This window comes from Streptomyces sirii, from assembly GCF_045690365.1.
GTDB classification, from domain to species: Bacteria; Actinomycetota; Actinomycetes; order Streptomycetales; family Streptomycetaceae; genus Streptomyces; species Streptomyces sirii.
Genome location: NZ_CP147982.1, coordinates 3,469,533 through 3,493,239 on the forward strand (window position 1 = coordinate 3,469,533; position 23,707 = coordinate 3,493,239).

Genomic DNA, 23,707 nt, shown 5'->3' on the forward strand with positions numbered 1-23,707 from the left:
TGACCAGTCAGATCAAAAGGGGAGGGGTTTGTGAACACCACCCGCCAGGGGGCGGCGGTCGGCGCCAGGGGAATCGGAGTGCGGGGCCCACGGGGGTGGGCCTTCCAAGGCGTCGACATCGCCGCGGACCCGGGCTCACTGATCGCCGTCCAGGGCCCCTCGGGCTCCGGGCGCACCTGCCTGCTGCTCGCCCTCACCGGCCGGATGCGGATCACCACGGGCACGGCGACGGTCGCCGGATTCCCGCTGCCCAAGCGGATCGGGACGGTACGCGCCCGCACCGCCATCGCCCACGTCACGGGCGTCGCCGACCTCGAACCGGCTCTCACGGTCGGCGAACACCTCAAGGAACAGGCCCTGTTGGGGCGGCGGCTGAAGGGCTCGCTCCCCTGGGGCAAGCAGCACAAGGCCGCCACCCGGGCCCGGATGGACGCCGCGCTGACGGCCTCCGGGCTCGACGCCGACGTGCTCCCCAAGGGCCTGGGCACCGCCGTCCGCGACCTGGAGCGGATCGAGGCGCTGCGGCTGTCCATCGCGCTCGCGGTGATGCACGGCCCGCAGCTGCTGGCCGTCGACGACGTCGACCTCAAGCTCTCCGCGGCCGAACGCGACCAGGCCTGGCAGCTGCTGCGGGACCTCGCGCTGTCCGGCACCACCGTCGTCGCCGTCGGCAGCGACGCACCGGCGGACGCACTGGTCGTCCGCACCGCGCCCGCGGCCGCCGCGGCGCCCGCCGACCCGGCACCCGGCCAGGACGTCCCGGCCACCGCACACACCACCGAGGAGGAAGCGGCGCATGCGTTCGCCGAAACTGGCCGCGCTTGAGCTCAGGCGCTTCGGCAGGGGAAAGCTGCCCCGGCTGGGGCTGGTCGCCCTGATGCTGATCCCCCTGCTGTACGGGGCGCTGTACCTCTGCTCCTTCTGGGACCCCTACGCCCGCCTGGACAAGATCCCGGTGGCGCTGGTCAACGACGACCGGGGGGCCACCGCCGACGGCAAGAAGCTCACCGCCGGCGACGACCTGGCCGAGAAGGTCAAGGACAGCAAGACCTTCGACTGGCAGGAGGTCAGCGCCGCGGACGCCGCCAAGGGCGTCGAGGACGGCACGTACTACCTGTCCCTGACGGTCCCGGCGAACTTCAGCGAGCGGATCGCCTCCAGCTCCGGCGACGACCCGCAGACCGGCGCGCTCAAGGTCCGTACGAACGACGCCAACAGCTACATCGTCGGCTCGATCTCCAAGACGGTCTTCTCCGAGCTGCGCGCGAAGACGTCGTCGACGTCGTCCCGGGCCATGCTCGACAAGATCTTCGTGTCGTTCTCCGACCTGCACGACAAGACGGCCGAGGCGGCCGACGGAGCCGGCAAGGTCGACGACGGGCTCGGCACGGCGAAGGACAAGACGGGTGAACTGGCCGACGGGCTGGGCAAGCTCGACGAGGGCTCGGGCGCGGTCAGCCAGGGCGCGGGCCAGGTGAGCAAGGGCGCCAGGGAGGCCGCCTCGAAGGCCCGGCAGCTCAGCCAGGGCGCGGGCCAGGTCGCCGACGGCACCCAGCAACTGGCCGACAAGGTCCAGGGCATCGCCCGGAAGGACCTCCCCTACCTGCGGGAGCACGGCAAGGAGATCGGCGAGAAGGCACGGACCGTCGCCGACCTCACCCAGGCGCTCGACGAGGACCTCGACAAGCTGCCGGGCAACTCCGCCAGGGCGGCCGCGCAGGCACGCAAGAACGCCGACGACGCCGCGGCGCTGTACCAGGAACGCTGCGGCGGGCTCGTGTCCACCGACCCCGACTGCGCCAAGCTGAAGGGCATCGCGCAGGGCAGCGCCCTCGCCGCCGACGCGGCGGAGAAGGTCAACGACACCATCGCCCGTACCGACTTCGGGCAGCTGCACGGCAAGCTGCGCGAGCTGCACCAGGTCGCCGACCGGGTCGCCGACGAGGCACCGGGCATCGCCGACCGGGCGGACACCGCGATCGGTCAGATCAACCAGCTCAACGCCGGTGCCCACAAGGTCTCCCAGGGCGCGGGCCAGTTCGCCGACGGCATCGGCGCGCTCTCCGACGGCGCCGGCAAGGTCGCCGACGGCGCCGGCAAGGTCCACAACGGGCTCGGCGACGCCAAGGACGGCGCCGAGAAGCTCACCGGCGGCCTGTTCAAGCTCAAGGACGGCGCCAACCAGCTGGCCGACGGGCTGCACAGCGGTGTCGCCAAGATCCCGGACTACGACAAGAAGGACCGCGACGCCCGCACCGAGGTGATGGCCGACCCGGTCGAGCTGGCCGCCAAGTCCCTGCACAAGGCGCCCAACTACGGCACCGGCCTGGCGCCGTACTTCATCCCGCTCTCCCTCTGGGTCGGCGCGATGGTCGCGTTCATGCTGCTCCAGCCGCTGGGCAAGCGCGCGCTGGCCGCGGGCGCCCCGGGCTGGCGGATCGCCCTCGGCTCCTGGCTGCCGGCCTTCGCCGTCGGCGTCGTCCAGGTGCTGGCCCTGATGGCCGTACTGCACTGGGCCCTCGGCCTGGAGATGGTCCGCTCGGCCGGCACCATCGGCTTCCTGCTGCTGGCCACGGCCTGCTTCACGGCCATCATCCAGCTGCTGAGCGCCTTCTTCGGCCCGGCCGGCCGGGTGCTGACCCTGGTCGTGCTGATGCTCCAGCTGACCTCGGCGGGCGGCACCTACCCGGTGCAGACCAGCCCCGGGTTCTTCTCCGCCATCCACCCCTTCCTGCCGATGAGTTACGTCGTCGACGGTCTGCGCCGTCTGATCACCGGCGGCGACCTCACCGTCGTCTGGCAGGGCTGCGCGGTCCTTGGCGCCTTCACCCTCGGCGCGCTGGCGCTCACCGCCCTCGCGGCGCGCGGCCGGCAGGTCGTACGGATGAAGGACCTGCACCCGGAACTCAGCCTGTGAGCCTTCCCCCGGGCCCCCGGTGCGGTGCCGTCCGCGGCACCGCACCGGGGGGCGCCCCCAACTCCCGCCGCTCGGCCACCCGCCGGCGGCTCTTCGACGCCGCCGTCACCCTCATCGCCGAACAGGGCTTCTCCGCCACCACCGTCGACGAGATCGCCGACCGCGCGGGCGTCGCCAAGGGCACCGTCTACTACAACTTCGCCAGCAAGAACGTCCTCTACGAGGAGCTGCTGCGAGACGGCCTCGACCAGCTCGCCGACTCCCTCCAGCACGCCGCCGACACCACCGCGGGCCGCGGCGGCACCCGGATCGACGCACTCGACGCCATGATCCGCGCGGGCCTGGACTTCATCGCCCGCTCCCCGGCCCTCACCCAGCTCTACGTCGCCGAGCTGTGGCGCACCAACCGCAGCTGGCGCGCCACCGTGGCGTCGGTGCGCGGCCGGGCGCTGACCGTCGTCGAGTCCGTCCTGCGCGACGCGGTGCGCACCGGTGAACTCTCCGACGAACTCGACATCCCCCTGACCGCCTCCGCCCTCCTCGGCATGGTCCTGGTCGCCGCCCTGGACTGGCTGTCCTTCCAGCCGGACCGGTCGGTCGAGGAGGTGCACGCGTCGCTGGCGCGGCTGGTGCAGGGGCGGGTGGGGGCGCGGCCGCCCCAGGAGGGTCGGTGCGGCGCCCCCGGAGCCACCGCCTAGGCGTCGGCGTCGGCCGTCAGGTGCGTCGGGGCGAACATCCGCAGCCGGGCCGGGAGTACGACCACCGACGGGCCGGGGGCGGCGAGCGCGGCCGACAGGTCCGCGGCCAGCCGCCCGGGGCTCGTGGTGACCGCGGGGACGCCGAAGGACCCGGCGAGCGCCGCGAAGTCCGGGCGGGCGAGTTCGGTGGCGGTGGCCGCGCCGAAGGCGTCGGTCATGTACTCGCGCAGGATGCCGTAGCCCCCGTCGTCCACGATGAGCCAGGTCACCGGCAGGTCGTACTGCCGGGCGGTGGCCAGCTCGGCGATCGAGTACATCGCGCCGCCGTCGCCGGAGACCGCCAGCACCGGCCGTGCCGGGTCCGCGGCGGCCACGCCCAGTGCCGCCGGGAAGCCGTAGCCCAGGCCCCCGGCGCCCTGCGCGGAGTGCAGCGCGTTGGTGCCCCGCGGGTCGAAGGCCGACCAGGCCCAGTAGGCCAGGATCGTCATGTCCCAGCAGCTGACCGCGCCGTCCGGCAGCGCCTGCCGCACCGAGGCCAGCACCTGCTGCTCCAGGTCGAGATGCTGACCGGCGAGGCGCTCGCGGACGCGGGCGAGCAGACCGCGGACCGCGGCTTCGGGGTCGTCCGCCTCGGGGTCCGCGGCCGCGCCGGCGCCCGCTGCACCGCGTGCCGCCACCTCCTCGACCAGCGCGCCCAGGGCCGCCCGGGCGTCCGCGTGGATGCCCAGCGCGGCATGGTTGGACTCCAGCTTGCCGAGGTCCGCCTCGATCTGCACGACGCGGCCGCGCGGCCGGAACGTGTGGTAGTTCGAGGAGAGTTCGCCCAGCCCGGAGCCGACGACCAGCAGGGTGTCCGCGTCCTCCAGGAAGGACGTGGTGTGGCGGTCCTCCAGCCAGGACTGGAGGGAGAGCGGATGCTCCCACGGGAAGGCGCCCTTGCCGCCGAAGGTGGTGGCCACCGGCGCCCGCAACCGCTCGGCGAGCGCCAGCAGCTCCGCCTCGGCCCCGGCCCGTACGACTCCGCCGCCGGCCAGGATCACCGGCCGCCGGGCCCGCGTCAGCCGGTCGGCCGCCGCCGCGATCAGCTCGGGCCGGGGCGCCGGCTCCTTCGGCGCGGCGTCGAGTCCGGTCACCGGCGGTACGTCCACCTCGGCCAGCAGCACATCCTGCGGGATCTCCAGCCAGACCGGACCGTGCGGGGCGCTGTGGGCCGACTCCCAGGCGGCGGCCACCGCCGACGGGATCTGCGAGGCGGTGCGCACCGTGTGGACGGACTTGACCACGCCCCGGAACGAGGCGCTCTGGTCGGTGAGTTCATGCAGATAGCCGTGGCGTCCGCCGCCGACGCCGGCCGACGGCACCTGACTGCCGATGGCCAGTACGGCGGCCGATGCCGCGGCCGCCTCCTGGAGCGCGGGCAGCGTCATCAGCGCGCCGGGACCGGTGGAGACCAGCAGCGGCGCGACGCCGTGGGTGCTCCTGGCGTACGCGTCGGCGGCGAAGCCCGCGTTGTTCTCCACCCGCAGCCCCACGTAGCGCAGCGCGGAGCGGCGCAGCGCGTCGAACACCCCGAGGGCGTGCTGGCCGGGGAGGCCGAAGACGGTACTCGCGCCGAGTGCTGTGAGCGACTCGACGACCAGGTCGCCTCCGCTGCGCGGTGCTGGCGTCGGCGAAGGCTTCGGCGACGGTTGCGGGGTGCTCATCGTTTTCGGCTCTCCGTATCGGTGTGCTTGTGCGCGGCCTGGCGGCCGCTCGTCCTCAGTCGCCGGACGGGCTTGATGTGGTGACCGCCTCGCCTCAAACGCCGGGCAGGGTCGATGTGGTGGCCGTCCCGCCGGACGTGCTCGGTGTGCTCGGGGCGGCGGCCGTCCGCCCGGCCAGCCGCTCCCGCCAGGCGGCCAGTACCGCCGCGTCCGTGGGCCTGGTGGCCAGGCTCACCGCCACATAGGCCACCAGGGAGGCGATCAGCCCGTAGTAGATCGGCTCGTTGGCCAGGACGCCGAAGGAGACCATCAGGCCGACTACGGCCAGGCCGCCCACCGCGACCGACGCGAGCGCGCCCGCCGCCGTGCCGCGCTTCCACAGCAGCCCGCCCAGGATCGGCACCAGCAGCCCGCCGACCAGCAGGTTGTAGGCGACGGTGAGCGCCGCGACGACGTCGTTCAGACCGATCGCGATACCGATGACCGCGACGCCCATGACGAGGATGAACAGCCGGTTGCCGCGCACCTCGTCGTGCGCCGACTCGTGCGCCTCCTCGCCCGCGGCCTCCGGCTTGCGCACCGCGCCCCTCAACCGGGCCCAGATGTCGTTGTTGGCGACCGTGGCACAGGCGATCAGCGCCCCCGAGGACGTGGACATCACCGCGGACAGCGCCGCCGCCAGCACCAGCCCGCGCACGCCCATCGGCAGCGCGTCCTTGACGATCGTCGCGAAGGCGTCGTCCGGGCTGCCCAGATGCGGGTAGAGCACCTTGGCCGCGGTGCCGATGACCGCACCGGCGAGCGCGTACACCAGGCAGTACGTCCCGGCCGCGGTGCCGCCCAGGCGCGCCACCTTGTCGCCGCGCGCGGTGAACACCCGCTGCCAGATGTCCTGCCCGATCAGCATGCCGAAGGAGTAGATCAGCACGTAGGTGAAGACGGTCTGTCCGCCGATGCCCAGCGGCGCGAAGTAGTCGTCCGGCAGCTGTGCCTTCATCGCGGCGAAGCCGCCCGCCTTGACGACGGCGATGGGCAGCAGGAGCAGCAGCACCCCGATCGTCTTGACGACGAACTGGACCATGTCGGTGAGGGTGATCGACCACATGCCGCCGAGCGTCGAGTAGGCGACGACGATCGCCCCGCCGAGGACGATCGACAGCGACCGGTCCAGGCCGAAGAGCACATCGAAGATGGTCGCGTAGGCGATGGTCGAGGTGACCGCCAGCATCAGCGTGTACGCCCACATCACGATGCCGGAGATCAGCCCGGCGGAGCCGCCGTAGCGCAGATCCAGCATCTCGGAGACCGTGTAGACCTTCAGCCGGGCGATCCGGGCGGAGAAGAAGACGCTCAGTGCCAGCAGCCCGAGTCCGATGGTGAAGACCATCCAGGCCCCGGAGAGGCCGTACTGGTAGCCCAGGCCGACCCCGCCGATGGTGGAGGCGCCGCCGAGCACGATCGCCGCCATGGTTCCCGAGTACATCGCGGGGCCGAGGCGCCGCCCCGCCACCAGGAACTCGCTCTTGGATTTGGCGCGCCGCATCCCCCACCAGCCCATGGCGAGCATTCCGGCCAGATAGAGCACGATCACCGCGTAGTCGACAGCCATGGGCCATCCCTTCCAACTGCGCCGAGGGAGAGGGGGGAGGGAAACAGGGAGGAATCAGGGAGGACGAGAGGGGGTGGGGGAAGACGGGCGCCCGGCGGGCGGGGGTCCCGGCGGGCACCGCGTCTGGGGGTTGACCCTAGGAGGCGGGAAGGCGACGCTGAAGTGTACGTTTCCTCCACTCACCGCCCCAGGATGTGGATGGTCCGCACATGTCGCACAGGCCGCACCCGACGCCTCCACCGTCCGCCCCGGCGTCCAACCCGCCGTCCACCCCGCCGGTCCCGCTGGTGGATCTCCTGGCGCGGACGGACCTGGGCCTGCGCCAGATCGCCGGCCCCCGCGAGGGCGTCGCCATCCACTGGGTGCACACCTCGGAGATGGCGGACCCGGTGCCGTACCTCCTGGGCGGCGAGATGCTGCTGACGGCGGGGGTGCATCTGGCGGAGGTGAGCGGGGGCGCCCGGGCGCGGGACGCCTATCTCGACGGCTATGCGGCCCGTACGGTCGCGGCCGGCGCCGCGGCCCTCGGGTTCGGGATCGCGCCGGTGCACGACACCGTCCCGCCCGCCCTGGTGGCGGCCTGCGACCGGCACGGTCTGCCGCTGGTCGAGGTCCCGGCGGGCACGCCGTTCACCGCCGTGGAGAGCGCCGTCTGGCAGGCCGTGACGGAGGCCCGGCACCGCGAGCTGACCCGGCTCAGCGAGGCGCAGCGCGCCCTGGCCACGGCCGCCGCCCGCCCCGAGCCGGCCGGCGCCGTACTGCGCGCCCTGGCCCGCCATGTCCACGGCTGGACCGCGCTGCTCGCACCGGACGGCACGGAGCACGGCGCGGCCGGCCCCCGCCCCGCCGGTGCCGTACGCGCCGCGGCCGCCCGGCTCGCACAGGTCGTCGGCGCCGGCGGACCGTCCTCGGCCACCGACGCGCTGCCCGGTACCCAGCTGTCCGCGTACGCCCTGACGGGGCGCACCGCCGACCCCCAGGCGCCGGCCCTCGTGGTCGCCGCGGACCCGCACGATCCGCCCGCGTACACCATCGCGGGCGTCGCCGCCGTACTGCTCTCACTGATCACCACACCCACCGCCGACCGCGGCCCGGCCGGGGCCGAGCACTCCGCGGCCCTGGTGCGCCTGCTCCTCGGCGCCCGCCCGGCCGATGTCGCCCCGCTCCTCGGCCATCCCCTGTGGACCGTCGTCCATGCCGAGCGCCGCCGGGAGACGACGGAGTCGGCGGCGTCGCTGGCCGCCGCGCTCGGTACTTCCCTGGTCGCCCCGGCCCCTGGTGCCGAGGGGACGGCGGCGGCCGACGGGGCGCGCCCGGACGGCGACGCCCCGGCCACCGCCCCTGCCCCTGCCCCTGCCCCTGCGGTCACCGCACCGAGCACCCCGAACACCGCACCCGGTACCGCCGTTCCCGCCCCGAGCGCGCTGCGGGCGCTGGTCCCCGCCGGCCACGAGATCGCCGCGCAGCCCGGCTGGACGCTCGGCGTCAGCGAGCCCGTACCGGTCGAGGAGCTGCCGGCCGCCGACCGGCACGCCGCCACCGCCCTGCGCCGCGCCCTCGCCCATCGGGCACCCCTCGTCCGCCACCACACCCCCGACCCCCACAGCCTCACCTCCCTCATCGCCCCCGGCGACGCCCGTCAGCACGCCCAAGCGCTGCTCGCCCCGCTGGACGCTTCCCCACCCCTGCTCGACACCCTCCACAACTGGCTCTCACTGCACGGCAGTTGGGATCGCACGGCGAACGCCCTGGGCATCCACCGCAACACCGTCCGCCAGCGCATCGCCCGTATCGGCACGCTCCTGGACGCGGACCTGGACGACGCCGACGTCCGTATGGAGCTGTGGTTCGCGCTGCGCTGCCTCGACCGGGGCGCCGGCCCCGGCCGGTGACGCGGGCGGCCCCTCGGTGACACCGTTGTGACAGTCAACTCCTTGATGGGACAAGGGAGTACGCCACTAAACTTTCTCCCGCGTTGTACTGCACGTCACGACGAGCATGTGGAACGGGGGCCGCGATGGCCGGAGATGGACTGCAGGCCGACATCCCGTCGCTGAAGGCCGGGGGCAAGGACTTCACCGGTGTCGGGCAGCGCTACCAGACCGCGGTCGGCAAGCTGAAGACCGCGCTGACCGGGCTGGAGGGCCAGGACACACCGCCGTGGGGCGACGACGACATCGGCGAGAAGTTCGGTGTGGTCTACGAGGGTCTGCGCGACGGGATGTACGAGTCGATGGGGCATCTGGCCGCCAAGCTCCAGGAGATCGGCGGCGCCCTGAACACCATGGCCGACAACCACCAGGCCGACGAGGACTTCAACGAGTCCCTGATGAAGCAGCACGTCGCCAACGCCGAGGCACAGAGCCAGATGATCAGCAGTTTCAAGGCGCCGCAGGTCTGACGCGTTCGCGGCACCACCGCCCGCGCCCGCACCCGCACTCGCGCCCGCACGAAGACCGGCACCAGCTCTCCTTCTCCGCTCGCCTCATCATCGTCTCGACGCTCTACGGGGGATCGCCGCTATGTCGCTCATGCTGCCGGACTGGCTGGAGTGGGTCCTTGAGATGCTCGGCTACGACTGGCCGACGGGCGACGAGGACAAGATGAACGAGTCCGCCGACCATTGGCGGGAGTTCGCCGGCGCCGTGGAGCAGTTGCAGTCCGAGGGAGTCTCCGCCGCCGGCGGCGTCCTGTCGGCCAACTCCGGCGAGAGCATCGAGGGCTTCAGCAAGACCTGGGAGAAGTTCTCCGGCAACGGCTCCGGCTACCTCGACGACGCCCGTACGGCCGCCGAGCTGATCGCCTTCGCGATGGACGCGGGGTCGGTGGTCATCATCGGGATGAAAGTCGCCGTGATCGCCCAGTTGGCGATCCTCGCGGCGGAGATCATCGCGGCTCAGGCCGCGGCTCCGTTCACCCTCGGCCTGTCCGAGATCGGTGCCGCGGGCGCCACCCAGGCCACCCGGCTGATCGTGCGCCGGATCCTCAAGGAAGCGCGCGAGGCCCTGGTGGAGGCCATCGTCGAGACGGTCAAGGAGCCCGCGGTCTCCGCGCTGGAAGCCATGATCTCCGACGCCATCGCCCAGGGCATGAACATGAACTTCGGGGCCCAGCAGGGCTTCGACGTCGGCCGCAGCCTCAAGACCGGCGCGGACGCGGGCATCGAGGCGGCCAAGAACTCCGGTCAGACCTTCACCGAGGCGCTGCGCGACGGCGCGGGCGGCAGGGCCGGTCACCATGCCCGCGGCGGCCTGGACCACGCCGCCGGACGGGGCGGCGACGGCGGGGACGGGGACGGCGGGGGGTCCGGCGAGTCCGCGGGGTCGGGGTCCGGCAGCGGGTCCGAAAGCGGATCCGGCTCGGGGAGCGGGTCGGGTTCCGGGAGCGATTCCGGGTCCGGGAGCGGGGACGGCGGGGGCGGCTCCGGGAGCGGTTCGCGTTCCGACAGCGGTTCCGGGAGTGGCACGGGGAGCGGTTCCGGCAGTGGCTCCGACGGCGGTGGGTCCGGCACCGGTACGTCGGGCGGAGGCGGTACGGGGACGCATGCGGGTGCGGGAGGAAGTAGCGGTACCGGTGGCGGGAGCGGGAGCGGCGCCGGTGGAACCGGCGGCGGCACCGACTCCGGTCATGCGGCGGGAGGTTCGGGTTCCACGGACACCGGCTCCGGCGGCACCTCGTCCGATCCCTCCCACGCCGACTCCCCCGGCCAGGACGGTGGTCGCCAAGTCCCCCAGGCCCAGCCCCTGCCGCCCCCGAGCCAGCGCACCGCCTTCGACGAGGGCTACACCGGCGGCAGCGACCACAACCCGTACGGGGGCTCCGACCGGCCATCGGGCGGCCCCACCTCGGACTCCGGCAACACCCCGGCATCGGGCGGCCCCACCTCGGACTCCGGGCACACCCCGGCGTCCGGCCCCGCGTCCGACCCGGGGCCGGTGAGCACCCAGCCCGCTCCGGACAACGCCCCGGACAACGCCCCGGGCAACACCCCGGGCAACACCCCGGATGCCGCCCGTCCGGACTCCGGGCCGGACGCGATCCGTACGCAGCCGGCCCCGGACACGTCACCGGCGGCCGGCCCCGGACCGTCGCCCGACTCGGGAGCGGCCCCCGGCCGGGCACACAGCTCCGGGCCCACCCCCGAGCACGCCTCCGGGCCCGCCCCGGACCACGCCGCCGCGAACCAGCCGGCCGCGGCCGCTCCCGACGGCCCGTCCCACCCGGACGCCGGCCCGTCCCCACAGCAGTCCTCCCCCGGCCCCGCCTCCGACCCGGTCCCCGGCCACGCGCCCGGCACCACCGACCCCACCCCCTCCGGCAGCGGCAACACCGACGGCGGAAGCGGCACGCACAACGGGGACGGCTCCCACAGCGGAGCGGGCGGCGGGCGTCCGGCCACCCCGCATGTGGGCGTGCCCTCCCAGGGCGCTCCGGTGCAGCACTCCCCCTCGTCGGGGCCGCCCGTCGGACAGCGCGACCCCTCACCCGGCGACCCGATGCCGCATGTCCGTGACGAGGACGACACCACCGTCACCACCCAGTCCGCCGACGCCGTGACCGCACCACCGCCCACCACGCACCCGGCGACGGACCCCGGGCCCGGCAACCCCGCCACCCCGCAGCAGCAGCCGTCACAGAGCACCCCGCAGACCCCGGGCCCGATGGGCGTGCCCACCGCCGTGCCTCCGCAGGGCGGGCCGGCGACGCCGAACACCGCTCCACCGCGCGGCGGCACACCGCCGTCCGCTGGAAGCCCCACCGCCCCGCCCAACCGCCGCCCGGACGGCTCCCAGCCGATCCACGACGTCACCCGGCAGCGCCGTCCCGACCGCCCGGCCTACGACCCCCGCCTCGACGGACCACGCCGCCCGCAGGCCCCGCAGAGCCCGTCGACCCCGGACAACGGCCGCCCCGACCCGCGCCGGCAGCGCCCCACCCCGTCGCCCACCCGCCCGGACACCACACGGCCCGGCACCACCCGCCCGGACACCACACGGCCTGACGCCACCAGGCCCGACACGACGCGGCCGGACCCACGGACCACCGACCCCAGTCGGCCCGCGGACCCCAACCGCCCCACCGACTCCGACCGGCCGGCCGCCCCGGACCGCACCGACAACCAGCCGGACCACACCGACAACCAGCGGGACCGCACCGGAACTCCCCCGAACGGGGACGGCCACACCGACTCGTCCCACACCGACGCGCCCCAGCCCCACAGGGACGACGCCGACGGTCACAGTGACCCTCGGGACGATCACCCGCCCGCCTCCGAGACCCGCAACCGCGAGCGCCCCGGCGGTCTCGAAGGCCCCACCGACGAGCACCAGCAGCACGTCGAGGACTCGATCCCCAGAAACGACGACGGCACCCCCCAACGCCACCCCGACCCCGACAACGGCAACTGGGTCGACTCCATCAACGACCCCGGCCCCGACACCCCCGGCCGCAACAACAACTGCGTCGACGCCGCCCTCGCCACCGCCGACACCTACTCCGGCAACCCCACCGCCGCCGCCCACCGCACCCCCGACACCCACCCCGACGGCACCCCCTCCGACCGCGGCGAGAACAACGGCCGCGACCGCATCGAAAACACCCTCGGCGCCCGCTTCAACGACTACGGCAACGGCCCCGACGCCTTCCACCGCCTCGAAAACGACCTCCACAGCGCCGGCCACGGCTCCCAAGCCGTCATCATCACCCAGGACAACAACGGCCGCGCCCACGCCTGGAACGTCGTCAACCACAACGGCAAGATCACCTACGTCGACGCCCAAACCGGCCAACGCAGCGACACCCCCCTCCACGACGGCACCAACGGCGTCCACGCCATCCCCCTCGACCCCAACCGCCGCCCCCTCCCCACCACCCCCAACACCCCCACCACCGACAACCACAGCAGCGAGAGCGACCGCCGACCCGCCGCCGAACCCGCCGGCGCTCAGCCGAAGCCCCCGCCGGTCGTCCCGAAGGACGAGCCGGAGAACGCGGAGGCGGCACGGAACGAGCCGCACCGCCAAGAGGAGCTGCACCCCCGGATCGGCCCGGCGGAGACGGCCGACTCAAGGCACCACGGCATGTATCCGATGGAACATCAGGCGAATCTGCGCGACAGCAACGATGTTCGCCAGGTGGACACGGACGTCCCCTACCGGCGCATGAGCGAATGGGCGGAAATCCCGAAGAACGCCAAGCCGCCGGCGACCCAGAGCCCGCTGGCGGCCGTCCTCAACCGCTGTGTGCCCACGCCGGACGAGAACGGAGTGCCGCGGTACCCGCTGCTCCGCCGGCGCGACCTCATCGACGCCCTGCCCGGCTTCGACACCCTGCACCCGGGTGAACAGGGCGCGGTGGTCGCCGCCATGGCCCGTATGAGCCACTCCTACCACGCCGCGCACGCCGTCGGAATGAGCCCGGAGCCTCGCGACCACCCCTACGCCAACGACAAGGACAAGGACGGAAACCCCATCCCGCAGGGGGCGAACGTCACGACCTCGCCCCCTGTCGTGGCACACCAGTCGAACCAATGGCCTACCGCCAGCCGTCAGGACGCCGACCTCAAGCAGGCGATCAAGGACGCCTTCGGCCAGGCGGGATTCTCCGGAGCGCTCAATGCGTCCGGCGACCACCGCCCCGACTTCACCGGCCGGAACTACGCCGTCGTCGAGGTCTACGACCCGAAGACGAAGGAAACGAGCTTCGTGGTCGACTCCTCCTTCGGCAATGACGCCCCCATTCCCGGAAAGCACTCCGAACCACACATCCTCGACTACCTGGACTCGCTCGACGCGGGCCGAGAAGACGGAGAGAAGTACGAGCGCCTCAGTCTCTATACGGATCGCGAGCCGTGCGGCAGGGGCCAGGGGTTGGCAAACTGCTCGGATACGCTGCGGGAAAGAATTCCCGGGGTGGACGTCTATTACGCGACGGAGTACCGGAAGAACGCGGAGACCGTACCCGAAGAAGTGCCCGCCGGCACCACGCGCAAAAAGCTGAACGACGGGGCCCATGTCGCCAATATGCTGGAAATTGGTAAGCTGTGGGTCAAAGTCAAGCATCAGGGCGGCCTGTAGTGGCGTCATCTGACGGCAACACTTGAAAGGCGAAGCATGACGGACCTTGAATCCGGGAAATCAGGCAGCACCTCGCCCCGCCAAGAAGTACAGGAATGGGTCGAGGGCGCGGCCCAGACGAGTGGATTTGTTTTCCTCACCGGGGCGACCGGTTCGGGAAAGACCCACCTGCTGCGGTCCCTGGATTCTCGGTCCGATGCGATGCTCCTCGTCGATGCGGCGGGACTCTCGGCGGAGCAGGTCTTCCTCAAGATCGTCGAACTGCTGGACGTCCCGTACGACCTGCACGAGCGCAATCCCGTCCCGTACGCCAACGCGCTGCGACGCGCCAAGATCAAGCGGGTCGTCGCGGTGAGCAATGTGCATCTGGCGGGCGGCGTGCGGACCTCGTCCGAACCCGGCCGCGTCATGCGGTCCGTCGTCTGGTCGCTCGGCGCCGGCGCCGCCCGGACCGGCGTCCGGCTGATCGCGGAGGTGGATTCCTCCGTCGCACCGCTGCCGGAGAAGGCCCCGACCATTTCCCTCGACGGCACCGGGGCGGCGAAAGCAAAAACCCCGCCGTTCCCCGACCCGAACTCCGCGGAAAGTGCCGCCCTCCGGACACTGGCGCAGGCCGAAATTCGCACCCTGCACCTTGAGGAATGGTGCGCACTGGGCGAAATCATCGGCGTCCGGCTCGACATCGAGCACATGCGGCGCATCGCCACCGAACTCGATTCACTGTCGCTCGACGGCGATACGGTTCGTTTCCGCCACGAGGGATATGCGCACGGCATCCGGCGCGCCATGGCGGACGAAGGACGGGAACTGAACGACCGGATCGTGGCAGCGTTGCGTCACCTGCCGCCGGGACCGCTCACCGCGTACGCGGAACGCTCACTGCCCGCCCATTCGGCCCGAGCGGGGAATTTCGAGGAGGTGATCGCCGACCCGCGCGTGATGGCCACCTGCGACCGCACCGCCCTACTGGAACCGCTTCCGCTCGCCTTTCCCGACGGAATCCCCGTGGGATCGCTCGCCGCGGATATCCACTATCTCGACAAGCTGGGCGTCGCGCCGGATGCGCACGAGGAGTGGATCGCGTTCCTGCACCGCAACGCCGTGTGCCGGAACGACCTCGAGACAGCACAGACCCTCGGCCGGGCCGTCGACCTTCCCTGGCGGACGGAATGGGCGCGTTGGCGACGCGGAGGCCAGTTCACCCCTTCGCCCGACCATGTCGGCGAGGTCGAGTCCCTGGTGGCCGTACCCGGTTCGGTCCTGGTGGAGAGCACGGGAGGCACCGGCACCCGGCGTCGGTGGAACGCCCTGACCGGGGCCCCGGCCGAGGCACCGGACGAGGCGACCGCCGATGCGCCGGCCGCTTCGCGGGGTGCGACGACAGCCCCCGCGCCCGCACCCGTCTGGGACGCGGACACCGGTTGGAACAAGGTGGACCTACGCCGCTCCCCGTCCTCGGCCACGGACGACAGCCGCCTCACGCTGCGCGTCCCGGGGCTGAACGCGGCAGCGACGGTGGGGGATGTCGTGGTGCTGGGCGGCACCCAGGGCCTCTACGCCGTGACCGTCCCCGAGAACGGCGCGAGTACGGCGCCTCCCTCGGCAACGGCAACGACATCTGCACCAGCACCGACACCGGCCTTCGCACTGCCGATGCTCGCTCCGCACGGCTTCATCGCCACCCGCCCCTACCGCCGAGACGACGACTACCGGCCGACGCACGAGCGCCTGAGTGCGGTCTTCGGCGCGGACCGCACCCACCGGCTGACCGATTCCCGCATCCCGGACAGTCTCGCCCATCAGCCCTCACGCGACTTCCTGCGGGAAGTCGGTTTCCCGGAGGTCGAGTTCTTCTTCGGCCTCAGCACTCTGCCGCTGTCGGAGACGGGGCTTGAGGAAGTCGACTGGGAGAGGTCCCAGGGCGCCCGACTCCCGGACGGCGAGGGCCCGTTCCATCTCCTGGGCGAATGGATCGAAGGCGTGCTCTGCCTGGACGGCGCCTCGGGCGCGGTCCACCGGGCGCCGAAGGCCACCGCGCTCGACGCCGGGGCGGGCACCCAGACCCTGGTCGGTACGAGTCTGGCCCACTTCACCGCGATGGTGAGTCTGCACTGGCAGCGGATGGTGGTCTACGACCAGTCGGGAAATCTGGACTCCGAGGAGCTGCTGGCCGAACTGGCCGACTGGCTCAAGGGGATCGACCCCGCGGCGGGGAAGTCCGAACCCTGGCAGCACGTCCTCGACCCGGACAACTTCGACACGTTGTGACACCACCGGACGGCCCGCCACGGTCGTTCCGTGGCGGGCCGGAGTCGGCTGCCGCGCTGGGGCGTGTCCGCGCCCGGCGGCACGGTGGCCGTCAGCCCTGGCGGGCCGCGGCGATCTGTCGCGACATGATCGTCGTCAGCTCGTAGGCGGTGTGCGAGGCGGCCACACAGGTGATCTCCGCGTGGTCGTAGGCCGGGGCGACCTCCACCACGTCCGCCGAGACCAGGTTGCAGGAGGACAGCCCGCGGACGATCTCCAGCAGCTCGCGGGAGGTCAGACCGCCCGCCTCGGGGGTGCCGGTGCCGGGCGCGTGCGCCGGGTCCAGCACGTCGATGTCGATGGAGATGTACAGCGGGCGGTCGCCGATGCGCTGGCGCAGCTGGTCGGCGACCTCGTCCACGCCGCGCCGCATGACGTCCGCGGAGGTGACGATGCCGAAGCCCATCTTCTCGTCGTCGTCGAGGTCCTTCTTGCCGTACAGCGGTCCGCGGGTGCCGACGTGCGAGAGCGCGGAGGTGTCGAGGATGCCCTCCTCGACGGCGCGGCGGAACGGCGTGCCGTGGGTGTACTCGGCGCCGAAGTAGGTGTCCCAGGTGTCCAGATGGGCGTCGAAGTGGAGCAGCGCCACCGGGCCGTGCTTCTTGGCGACCGAACGCAGGATCGGCAGGGCGATGGTGTGGTCGCCGCCGAGGGTCATCATGCGGGCGCCGGTGCCGAGCAGGTCGTCGGCCGCGGCCTCGATGGTCTCGACGGCCTCGTTGATGTTGAACGGGTTCGCGGCGATGTCGCCGGCGTCGGCGACCTGGGCGAGCGCGAAGGGGGAGGCGTCCTGGGCCGGGTTGTACGGGCGCAGCAGGCGGGAGGCCTCGCGGATGGCGTTGCCACCGAAGCGGGCGCCGGGCCGGTAGGAGACACCGGTGTCGAAGGGGACACCGACGACGGCCACGTCGGCGCGGCCACCGACCTCGTCGAGGCGCGGCAGGCGGGCGAAGGTCGCGGGCCCGGCGTAGCGGGGGATGCGGGAGGAGTCGACGGGGCCGACGGGCTCGGGAGATGCGCTGGCTGCGGTGGTCATGAGGGTGAGGTTACGGACGGGCGCCGGTCCGGCCCATGGACATTTGCGGCAGGGAGATCGACCTCGTTCGACGTTTTGGACAGCGGGTGGAGCGGGTGGCTCCCGGCGCCCCGCCGCCGTCGCCCGTCCGGGCGTCCGGACCGCGGTGCGCCCGCCCGGCGGACGCCCGGGCGTCCGGGGTGTGGAAGTGCCCCGCCCCGCATCACCCGTCCGGGCACAATGGCGCTATGCCGATAGCCTCCGCAGCCGCCGTCCCCTCGCGCGCCGAACTCGTCGACCATCTCGTCCGCACCCGCATCGCCGGTGAAGTCGCCACTCCCCGCGAGAACAACCTCTCCCACTACCGCAGACTCGCCAACGGCGACCGCCACTACTGGTTCGGCCTGGAGTTCGGCGACCGATGGTCGGACGAGCAGGACGTGCTGGCCGTGATGGCGGAGCGCTGCGGGGTGAGCGACGATCCGCACCACCGGCAGGGCCAGGACACCATCGACCCGGAGCTGACGGTGGACGCGCTGGACCGTACGGCGGCGGTGCTGCGCAAGGCGGCGGCCGACCGGCAGAGCGTGCTGTTCGCGACCGGCCACCCGGGCGGGCTGCTCGATGTGCACCGTGCGACGGCCGAGGCGCTGCGGACGGCCGGCTGCGAGATCATCGTCATTCCCGACGGGCTGCAGGCGGACGACGGCTTGGTCTTCCAGTTCGGCGATGTGGCGATGCTGGAGCGCGGTGCGACGCTGTGGCACACCCACTCCCCCGAGCCGATGGCCGCGATCCTCGACGGGCTGGAGCGCGAGGGCCGGCCGCAGCCGGATCTGGTGATGGCCGACCACGGCTGGGCGGGCTGTGCGGGCCAGCGCGGCCTCGACGCGGTGGGCTTCGCGGACTGCAACGACCCGGCGCTGTTCCTCGCCGAGGCGGAGGGCACGCTGCAGGTGACCATCCCGCTGGACGACCACGTCCGCAGCCCGCGCTACTACGACCCGCTGACCTCTTACCTGCTGGACGCGGCGGGGCTGGGCTGAGGACGCCGGGCGCCGCGGCGCCGGGCCGAGGGGGCCGGGCCTGAGGGACCCCGTCGGCCGTCGGCCGGCCCGATCGACCCGACGAGAAATCGGCGGCGGAGTGTGTTCCCATCGTGACTGTCCGTGCTTCACCGGCAGAAAGGATGAGCCATGCGCGCGCTTCCCCCCACCGGCCTGCGGGCCGCGGCCGTCGCTCTGGCCGCGGCCGCCTGTGTGCTGGGCACCTCCGCCCCGAGCCCCGCGGTCACCGCACACAGCGCCCCCGCCCCCGCCCCCCGGGCCGCCGACGAGCCACCGGCCGACGCCGCCCAGATCGCCATGCTCAAGCGCAGCGTGGCGGAGTGGAACCACTGGCGCGGGGCGCATCGCGGCGTCAGGCCGGCCCTCGCCGGCGCGTACCTCCACCACGCCGACCTGCGCCGCGCCGATCTGTCCGGCGCCCGCCTGCGCGGCGCCGACCTGCGCCGGGCCGACCTCTCGGGGGCCGATCTCACCGGCGCCGACCTCTCCGGCTCCGTCCTCGCCGAGGCCGATCTCACCCATGCCGACCTCACCCGGGCCGATCTCGGCGGCGCCTATCTGGACGGCGCCAAGCTGGGCTGCAAGGGCCATCAGGCCTGCAAGGGGTAACTGCCGACGCGCAGGGGATGGCGTCGGCCGGGGCACGGCACCGCGCGCCCGCCTGGTGCCGTGCCCACCGGGCCGCTCACCGGCCGAGTGCTCCGCGCCCCGGCGAACACCCCTAGCGCGGAACCCTGATCACGCCCTCCTGGATCACCGAGACCGCCAGCCGGCCGTCGGCCGTGAAGATCCGGCCCTTGCCCAGTCCCCGGCCGCCCTGGGCGGTGGGGGACTCCTGGTCGTACAGCAGCCACTCGTCGGCGCTCAGCGGCCGGTGGAACCACATCGCGTGGTCCAGGCTCGCGCCGACCACGTCGCCGACCGCCCAGCCGCCGCGGCCGTGCGCGAGCAGGATGGAGTCCAGCAGGGTCATGTCGGAGACGTAGGTGACCAGGCAGATGTCCAGCAGGGGGCGGGGGATCTCCCCGTCGTCCTCCAGCTTGCCGTGGGTGCGGAACCAGACCTGGGAACGGGGCTCGCGTACCTCGCCGACGGTGCCGAAGGGCGGCTCGCCCACGTAGCGCAGATCGATCGCGGCCCGGGCCTCCAGCAGCCGGTCGACGACGCCCGGACCGGCGAACCGGTCGGCGTAGCGGGGCAGCATCTCGGCGGCGGTGGGCAGTTGCAGCGGGTCCGGCGCCGCGGGCATCGGCTCCTGGTGCTCCATGCCCTCCTCGTGCGCCTGGAAGGACGCCGAGAGGTGGAAGATCGGCTGGCCGTGCTGGACGGCGACGACCCGGCGGGTGGTGAAGGACCGCCCGTCGCGGATCCGGTCGACGGTGTAGACGATGGGCGCGCCGGGGTCGCCCGGGCGCAGGAAGTACGCGTGCAGGGAGTGCGGCGGGCGGTCGGCGGGGGCCGTGCGCCCGGCCGCGACCAGGGCCTGGGCGGCGACCTGGCCGCCGAAGACCCGGGGGACGACCGAGGCCTGGGACTGTCCGCGGAAGATGTCCTGCTCGATCCGCTCCAGGGCGAGCAGACCGAGCAGGGACTGCAGTGCGTCGTTCACGTGCGGGGGACCCTTACAGGCCCATCGACTTGGCGATGATCGACTTCATGATCTCGCTGGTGCCGCCGTAGATGCGGTTGACGCGGTTGTCGGCGTAGAGGCGGGCGATCGGGTACTCGTTCATGAACCCGTAGCCGCCGTGCAGCTGCAGGCAGCGGTCGATGACGCGGTGCGCGACCTCGGTGCAGAACAGCTTGGCGCTGGCGGCCTCGGCCGGGGACAGCTCGCCCGCGTCGAGGGCCTCCAGGGTGCGGTCGGCGACGGCCTGGGCGGCGTCCACCTCGGCCTGGCAGGCGGCCAGCTCGAACTTGGTGTTCTGGAAGGCGGCGACCGGCTTGCCGAAGACGGTGCGCTCCTGCACGTACTGCGTGGCGAAGCGGACGGCCGCGGCGGCCTGCGCGTAGGCGCCGAAGGCTATGCCCCAGCGCTCGGAGGCGAGGTTGAGGCCGAGGTAGGAGAAGCCCTTGTTCTCCTCGCCCAGCAGGTCCTCGACCGGCACCTCGACATCGACGAACGCCAGCTCGGCGGTGTCGGAGACCTTCAGGCCCAGCTTGTCCAGCTTGCGGCCGACGGAGTAGCCCTCGGCCTTGGTGTCGACGGCGAAGAGGGAGATGCCGAAGCGGCGGTCGTCCTCGCGCGGGGCGGCGGTGCGGGCGCAGACGATGACGCGGTCGGCGTGGACGCCGCCGGTGATGAAGGTCTTGGCGCCGTTGAGGACGTAGTGCGTGCCGTCCTCGGAGAGCTTGGCGGTGGTCTTCATGCCGGCGAGGTCGGAGCCGGTGCCCGGCTCGGTCATCGCCAGCGCCCACATCTCCTCACCGGAGACGAACTTCGGCAGGAACCGCTTCTTCTGCTCGTCGGTGGCGAGCATCTTGAGGTAGGGCAGGCCGAGCAGCACATGGACGCCGGAGCCGCCGAAGGAGACGCCGGCCCGCGCGGTCTCCTCGTACATCACGGCCTCGAACTTGTACGAGTCGATGCCCGCGCCGCCGTACTCCTCGCCGACGCGGATACCGAAGACGCCGAGCTCGGCGAGCTTGTAGTAGAAGTCGCGCGGCGCCTGGCCCGCGGCGAACCACTCGTCGTAGACCGGGACGACCTCGGCCTCGATGAAGGCCCGCAGGGTCTCCCGGAACGCCTCGTGGTCCTCGTTGAACACCGTACGGCGCATCTGCGTCGCCTCCTCCAGCTCACCGGCCTAGCCCATATCTAAGCGCTTGCTCAGCGAAAGCTACCGGCCGGTCACCAAAGCTGTCCAGAGGTCAACGAAAACCTGTGCGGACCGGGGAGCCCCCTATGCGCCCGGCACCCCCAGAGCCACCGCGTCACCGGCCTCCGACTCCCCGGCCACCGCGCCGAACGCCCCCAGGGCCAGCCGGTGCAGCAGCTCCGCCATCTCCGTACGGCCCGGCAGGGAGCCGGGACGGCCCAGGTGGGGGGTGGAGTTCAGCAGGCCGAAGACGGCGTGCACCGCGGCACGGGCCTGGGACTCGGAGGGCCCGGGGTGGACCTGGCGGACGACCTCCACCCACAGCTCGACGTACTGCCGCTGGAGCTGGCGCACCCGCTTGCGGTCGGCCTCGCGCAGCCGGTCCAGCTCGCGGTCGTGCACGGTGATCAGCGGCCGGTCGTCGAGCGCGAAGTCGATATGGCCGTCGATCAGCGCGCACAGCACCGCCTCGGGGCTCTCACCGCCCTCCGCGACCCGCATCCGGCCGCCGGCGAGCAGCCGCTCGCTGATGCCGACCAGCAGCTCGGCGAGCATCGCGTCCTTGCCGGCGAAGTGCCGGTAGAGGCCGGGGCCGGAGATGCCCACGGCCGCCCCTATCTCGTCGACGCCGACACCGTGGAAGCCGCGCTCGGCGAAGAGCCGGGCGGCCTCCTTGAGGATCTGCTCGCGGCGGCTGTTCGGGGCGGAGGCCTGCGCATTACTCATGACGTCGATTGTAGACAGCCGGGTTAGTGCTCGTTAACCTGAGGGAAATGAGGTTAACGGCCATTAACCCGGATGGCCCGGCAGCCGCCGATCGTGGCGCCGGGACAGGCGATCGAGCAAGGGGGCTCGTACTGATGGAACAGGCACCGGTGCTGGGGAGCGCGGCCGTTCCGGCGTCCGACTCCTGGCGGGCCAACGAGGCCGCGCACCGCGAGCTGGCCGCCGAGCTGCGCGAGAAGCTCGCGGCGGCCCGGCTGGGCGGCGGCGAGAAGGCCAGGGCGCGGCACACCGCACGCGGCAAGCTGCTGCCCAGGGACAGGGTCGACGCCCTCCTGGACCCCGGCTCGCCGTTCCTGGAGGTGGCGCCGCTGGCGGCGGAGGGCATGTACGCGGGCGCGGCGCCCGCAGCCGGGGTGATCGCGGGCATCGGCCGGGTCAGCGGCCGCGAGGCGCTGATCATCGCCAACGACGCCACGGTCAAGGGCGGCACGTACTACCCGATGACGGTCAAGAAGCATCTGCGGGCCCAGGAGATCGCCCTGGAGAACCGCCTGCCCTGCCTGTATCTCGTCGACTCCGGCGGCGCGTTCCTGCCCATGCAGGACGAGGTCTTCCCCGACCGCGAGCACTTCGGGCGGATCTTCTACAACCAGGCCCGGATGTCGGGTGCCGGCATCCCGCAGATCGCCGCCGTCCTGGGGTCCTGCACGGCGGGCGGCGCCTACGTCCCCGCGATGAGCGACGAAGCGGTGATCGTCCGCAACCAGGGCACGATCTTCCTGGGCGGACCGCCGCTGGTGAAGGCCGCGACCGGCGAGGTCGTCACGGCCGAGGAGCTGGGCGGCGGCGAGGTGCACTCCAAGGTCTCCGGCGTCACCGACCACCTCGCCGAGGACGACGCGCACGCGCTGCGGATCGTGCGGACCATCGTCGCCACGCTCGGCGAGCGGCCCCCGCTGCCCTGGACGGTGCGCAAGGCGGACGAGCCCGAGCTCGACCCGGCCGGGCTGTACGGCGCGGTGCCGGTGGACTCCCGCACCCCCTACGACGTCCGCGAGGTGATCGCGCGGATCGTGGACGGCTCGCGCTTCGCGGAGTTCAAGGCCGAGTACGGCACGACGCTGGTCACCGGCTTCGCCCACATCCACGGCCATCCGGTCGGCATCGTCGCCAACAACGGCATCCTGTTCTCCGAATCCGCCCAGAAGGGCGCGCACTTCATCGAGCTGTGCGACCAGCGCGGCATCCCCCTGCTGTTCCTGCAGAACATCTCCGGCTTCATGGTGGGCCGGGACTACGAGGCGGGCGGTATCGCCAAGCACGGCGCGAAGATGGTGACGGCGGTGGCCTGCACCCGCGTCCCGAAGCTGACGGTCGTCATCGGCGGCTCGTACGGGGCGGGCAACTACTCGATGTGCGGCCGGGCCTATTCACCGCGCTTCTTGTGGATGTGGCCGAACGCCAAGATCTCGGTGATGGGCGGCGAGCAGGCCGCCTCCGTCCTCGCGACCGTCAAGCGCGACCAGTTGGAGGCGCGCGGCGAGGAGTGGAGCGCCGAGGAGGAGGCCGCCTTCAAGGCGCCGGTCCGCGAGCAGTACGACACCCAGGGCAACGCCTACTACGCCACCGCGCGGCTGTGGGACGACGGCGTGATCGACCCGCTGGAGACCCGGCAGGTGCTGGGGCTGGCGCTGACCGCCTGCGCCAACGCCCCGCTCCCCCAAAGGGACCCCGCGGCGCCCGGCTACGGCGTCTTCCGGATGTGATCTT

The 23,707-nt window shown here is 72.6% G+C and carries 16 protein-coding genes; 10 read left to right on the forward strand and 6 right to left on the reverse strand.

Translation table 11 applies throughout. The features are described from left to right. Nucleotides 1-30 precede the first annotated feature (30 nt). Genes WAB15_RS15550 through WAB15_RS15560 form a run of 3 tightly spaced genes read left to right on the forward strand, consistent with a single transcriptional unit; the run spans nt 31 to nt 3,615 of the window. Entirely contained in the window at nt 31-825 is a 795-nt protein-coding gene (locus WAB15_RS15550; RefSeq protein ID WP_407286625.1) for an ATP-binding cassette domain-containing protein, read from the forward strand. Then, complete coding sequence (locus tag WAB15_RS15555; RefSeq protein ID WP_407286626.1) at nt 797-2,917, forward strand: YhgE/Pip family protein; 2,121 nt, start codon at nt 797-799, stop codon at nt 2,915-2,917. The genes WAB15_RS15550 and WAB15_RS15555 overlap by 29 nt, the downstream gene beginning before the upstream one ends. Further along, entirely contained in the window at nt 2,914-3,615 is a 702-nt protein-coding gene (locus WAB15_RS15560; protein ID WP_399146827.1) for a TetR/AcrR family transcriptional regulator, read from the forward strand. Before WAB15_RS15555 ends, WAB15_RS15560 begins: the two co-directional genes overlap by 4 nt. On the opposite strand, the gene WAB15_RS15565 is transcribed toward WAB15_RS15560, so the two are convergent. Both WAB15_RS15565 and WAB15_RS15570 read right to left on the reverse strand, forming a co-directional pair. Then, a complete protein-coding gene (locus WAB15_RS15565) occupies nt 3,612-5,318 on the reverse strand; it encodes a thiamine pyrophosphate-binding protein (RefSeq protein ID WP_407286627.1) in 1,707 nt (568 codons plus the stop codon). The two genes, WAB15_RS15560 and WAB15_RS15565, sit on opposite strands and share 4 nt — an antisense overlap. A 94-nt stretch (nt 5,319-5,412) precedes the next feature. Next, on the reverse strand, nt 5,413-6,927 hold the full coding sequence (locus tag WAB15_RS15570) for a sodium:solute symporter (protein ID WP_407286628.1): 1,515 nt from the start codon (nt 6,925-6,927) through the stop codon (nt 5,413-5,415). A gap of 209 nt (nt 6,928-7,136) precedes the next feature. On the opposite strand from WAB15_RS15570, the gene WAB15_RS15575 reads away from it, so the two are divergent. From WAB15_RS15575 to WAB15_RS15590, 4 genes are all read left to right on the forward strand, one after another. Further along, the gene (locus WAB15_RS15575) at nt 7,137-8,819 is read left to right on the forward strand and encodes a helix-turn-helix domain-containing protein (protein WP_407286629.1); all 1,683 of its coding nucleotides are present in this window, start codon (nt 7,137-7,139) and stop codon (nt 8,817-8,819) included. Nucleotides 8,820-8,944: 125 nt separating this feature from the next. Then, the gene (locus WAB15_RS15580) at nt 8,945-9,328 is read left to right on the forward strand and encodes a hypothetical protein (RefSeq protein ID WP_399146831.1); all 384 of its coding nucleotides are present in this window, start codon (nt 8,945-8,947) and stop codon (nt 9,326-9,328) included. A gap of 121 nt (nt 9,329-9,449) precedes the next feature. Continuing rightward, on the forward strand, nt 9,450-14,003 hold the full coding sequence (locus WAB15_RS15585; RefSeq protein ID WP_407286630.1) for a toxin glutamine deamidase domain-containing protein: 4,554 nt from the start codon (nt 9,450-9,452) through the stop codon (nt 14,001-14,003). Nucleotides 14,004-14,039: 36 nt separating this feature from the next. Further along, the gene (locus WAB15_RS15590; RefSeq protein ID WP_407286631.1) at nt 14,040-16,271 is read left to right on the forward strand and encodes an SUKH-4 family immunity protein; all 2,232 of its coding nucleotides are present in this window, start codon (nt 14,040-14,042) and stop codon (nt 16,269-16,271) included. 91 nt (nt 16,272-16,362) lie between these two features. On the opposite strand, the gene speB is transcribed toward WAB15_RS15590, so the two are convergent. Then, nucleotides 16,363-17,346 carry an agmatinase gene (speB, locus tag WAB15_RS15595; RefSeq protein WP_399146834.1) on the reverse strand — a complete coding sequence of 328 codons (984 nt, stop codon included), beginning with the start codon at nt 17,344-17,346 and terminating at the stop codon, nt 16,363-16,365. A gap of 227 nt (nt 17,347-17,573) precedes the next feature. On the opposite strand from speB, the gene WAB15_RS15600 reads away from it, so the two are divergent. Both WAB15_RS15600 and WAB15_RS15605 read left to right on the forward strand, forming a co-directional pair. Continuing rightward, entirely contained in the window at nt 17,574-18,371 is a 798-nt protein-coding gene (locus tag WAB15_RS15600) for a phosphatase (protein ID WP_407286632.1), read from the forward strand. A 150-nt stretch (nt 18,372-18,521) separates the two neighbouring features. Beyond that, on the forward strand, nt 18,522-19,001 hold the full coding sequence (locus WAB15_RS15605) for a pentapeptide repeat-containing protein (protein ID WP_399146836.1): 480 nt from the start codon (nt 18,522-18,524) through the stop codon (nt 18,999-19,001). 112 nt (nt 19,002-19,113) lie between these two features. Here WAB15_RS15605 and WAB15_RS15610 read toward each other — a convergent pair whose 3' ends face one another. The 3 genes from WAB15_RS15610 to WAB15_RS15620 form a co-directional block, all read right to left on the reverse strand. Continuing rightward, on the reverse strand, nt 19,114-20,001 hold the full coding sequence (locus WAB15_RS15610; RefSeq protein ID WP_407286633.1) for an acyl-CoA thioesterase: 888 nt from the start codon (nt 19,999-20,001) through the stop codon (nt 19,114-19,116). 13 nt (nt 20,002-20,014) lie between these two features. Further along, nucleotides 20,015-21,172, reverse strand: coding sequence for an acyl-CoA dehydrogenase family protein (locus tag WAB15_RS15615; RefSeq protein ID WP_399146838.1), 1,158 nt, complete (start codon nt 21,170-21,172; stop codon nt 20,015-20,017). A gap of 123 nt (nt 21,173-21,295) precedes the next feature. Then, the gene (locus WAB15_RS15620) at nt 21,296-21,937 is read right to left on the reverse strand and encodes a TetR/AcrR family transcriptional regulator (protein WP_399146839.1); all 642 of its coding nucleotides are present in this window, start codon (nt 21,935-21,937) and stop codon (nt 21,296-21,298) included. A gap of 134 nt (nt 21,938-22,071) precedes the next feature. On the opposite strand from WAB15_RS15620, the gene WAB15_RS15625 reads away from it, so the two are divergent. Further along, nucleotides 22,072-23,703, forward strand: coding sequence for a carboxyl transferase domain-containing protein (locus tag WAB15_RS15625; protein ID WP_399146840.1), 1,632 nt, complete (start codon nt 22,072-22,074; stop codon nt 23,701-23,703). Nucleotides 23,704-23,707: the final 4 nt, after the last annotated feature.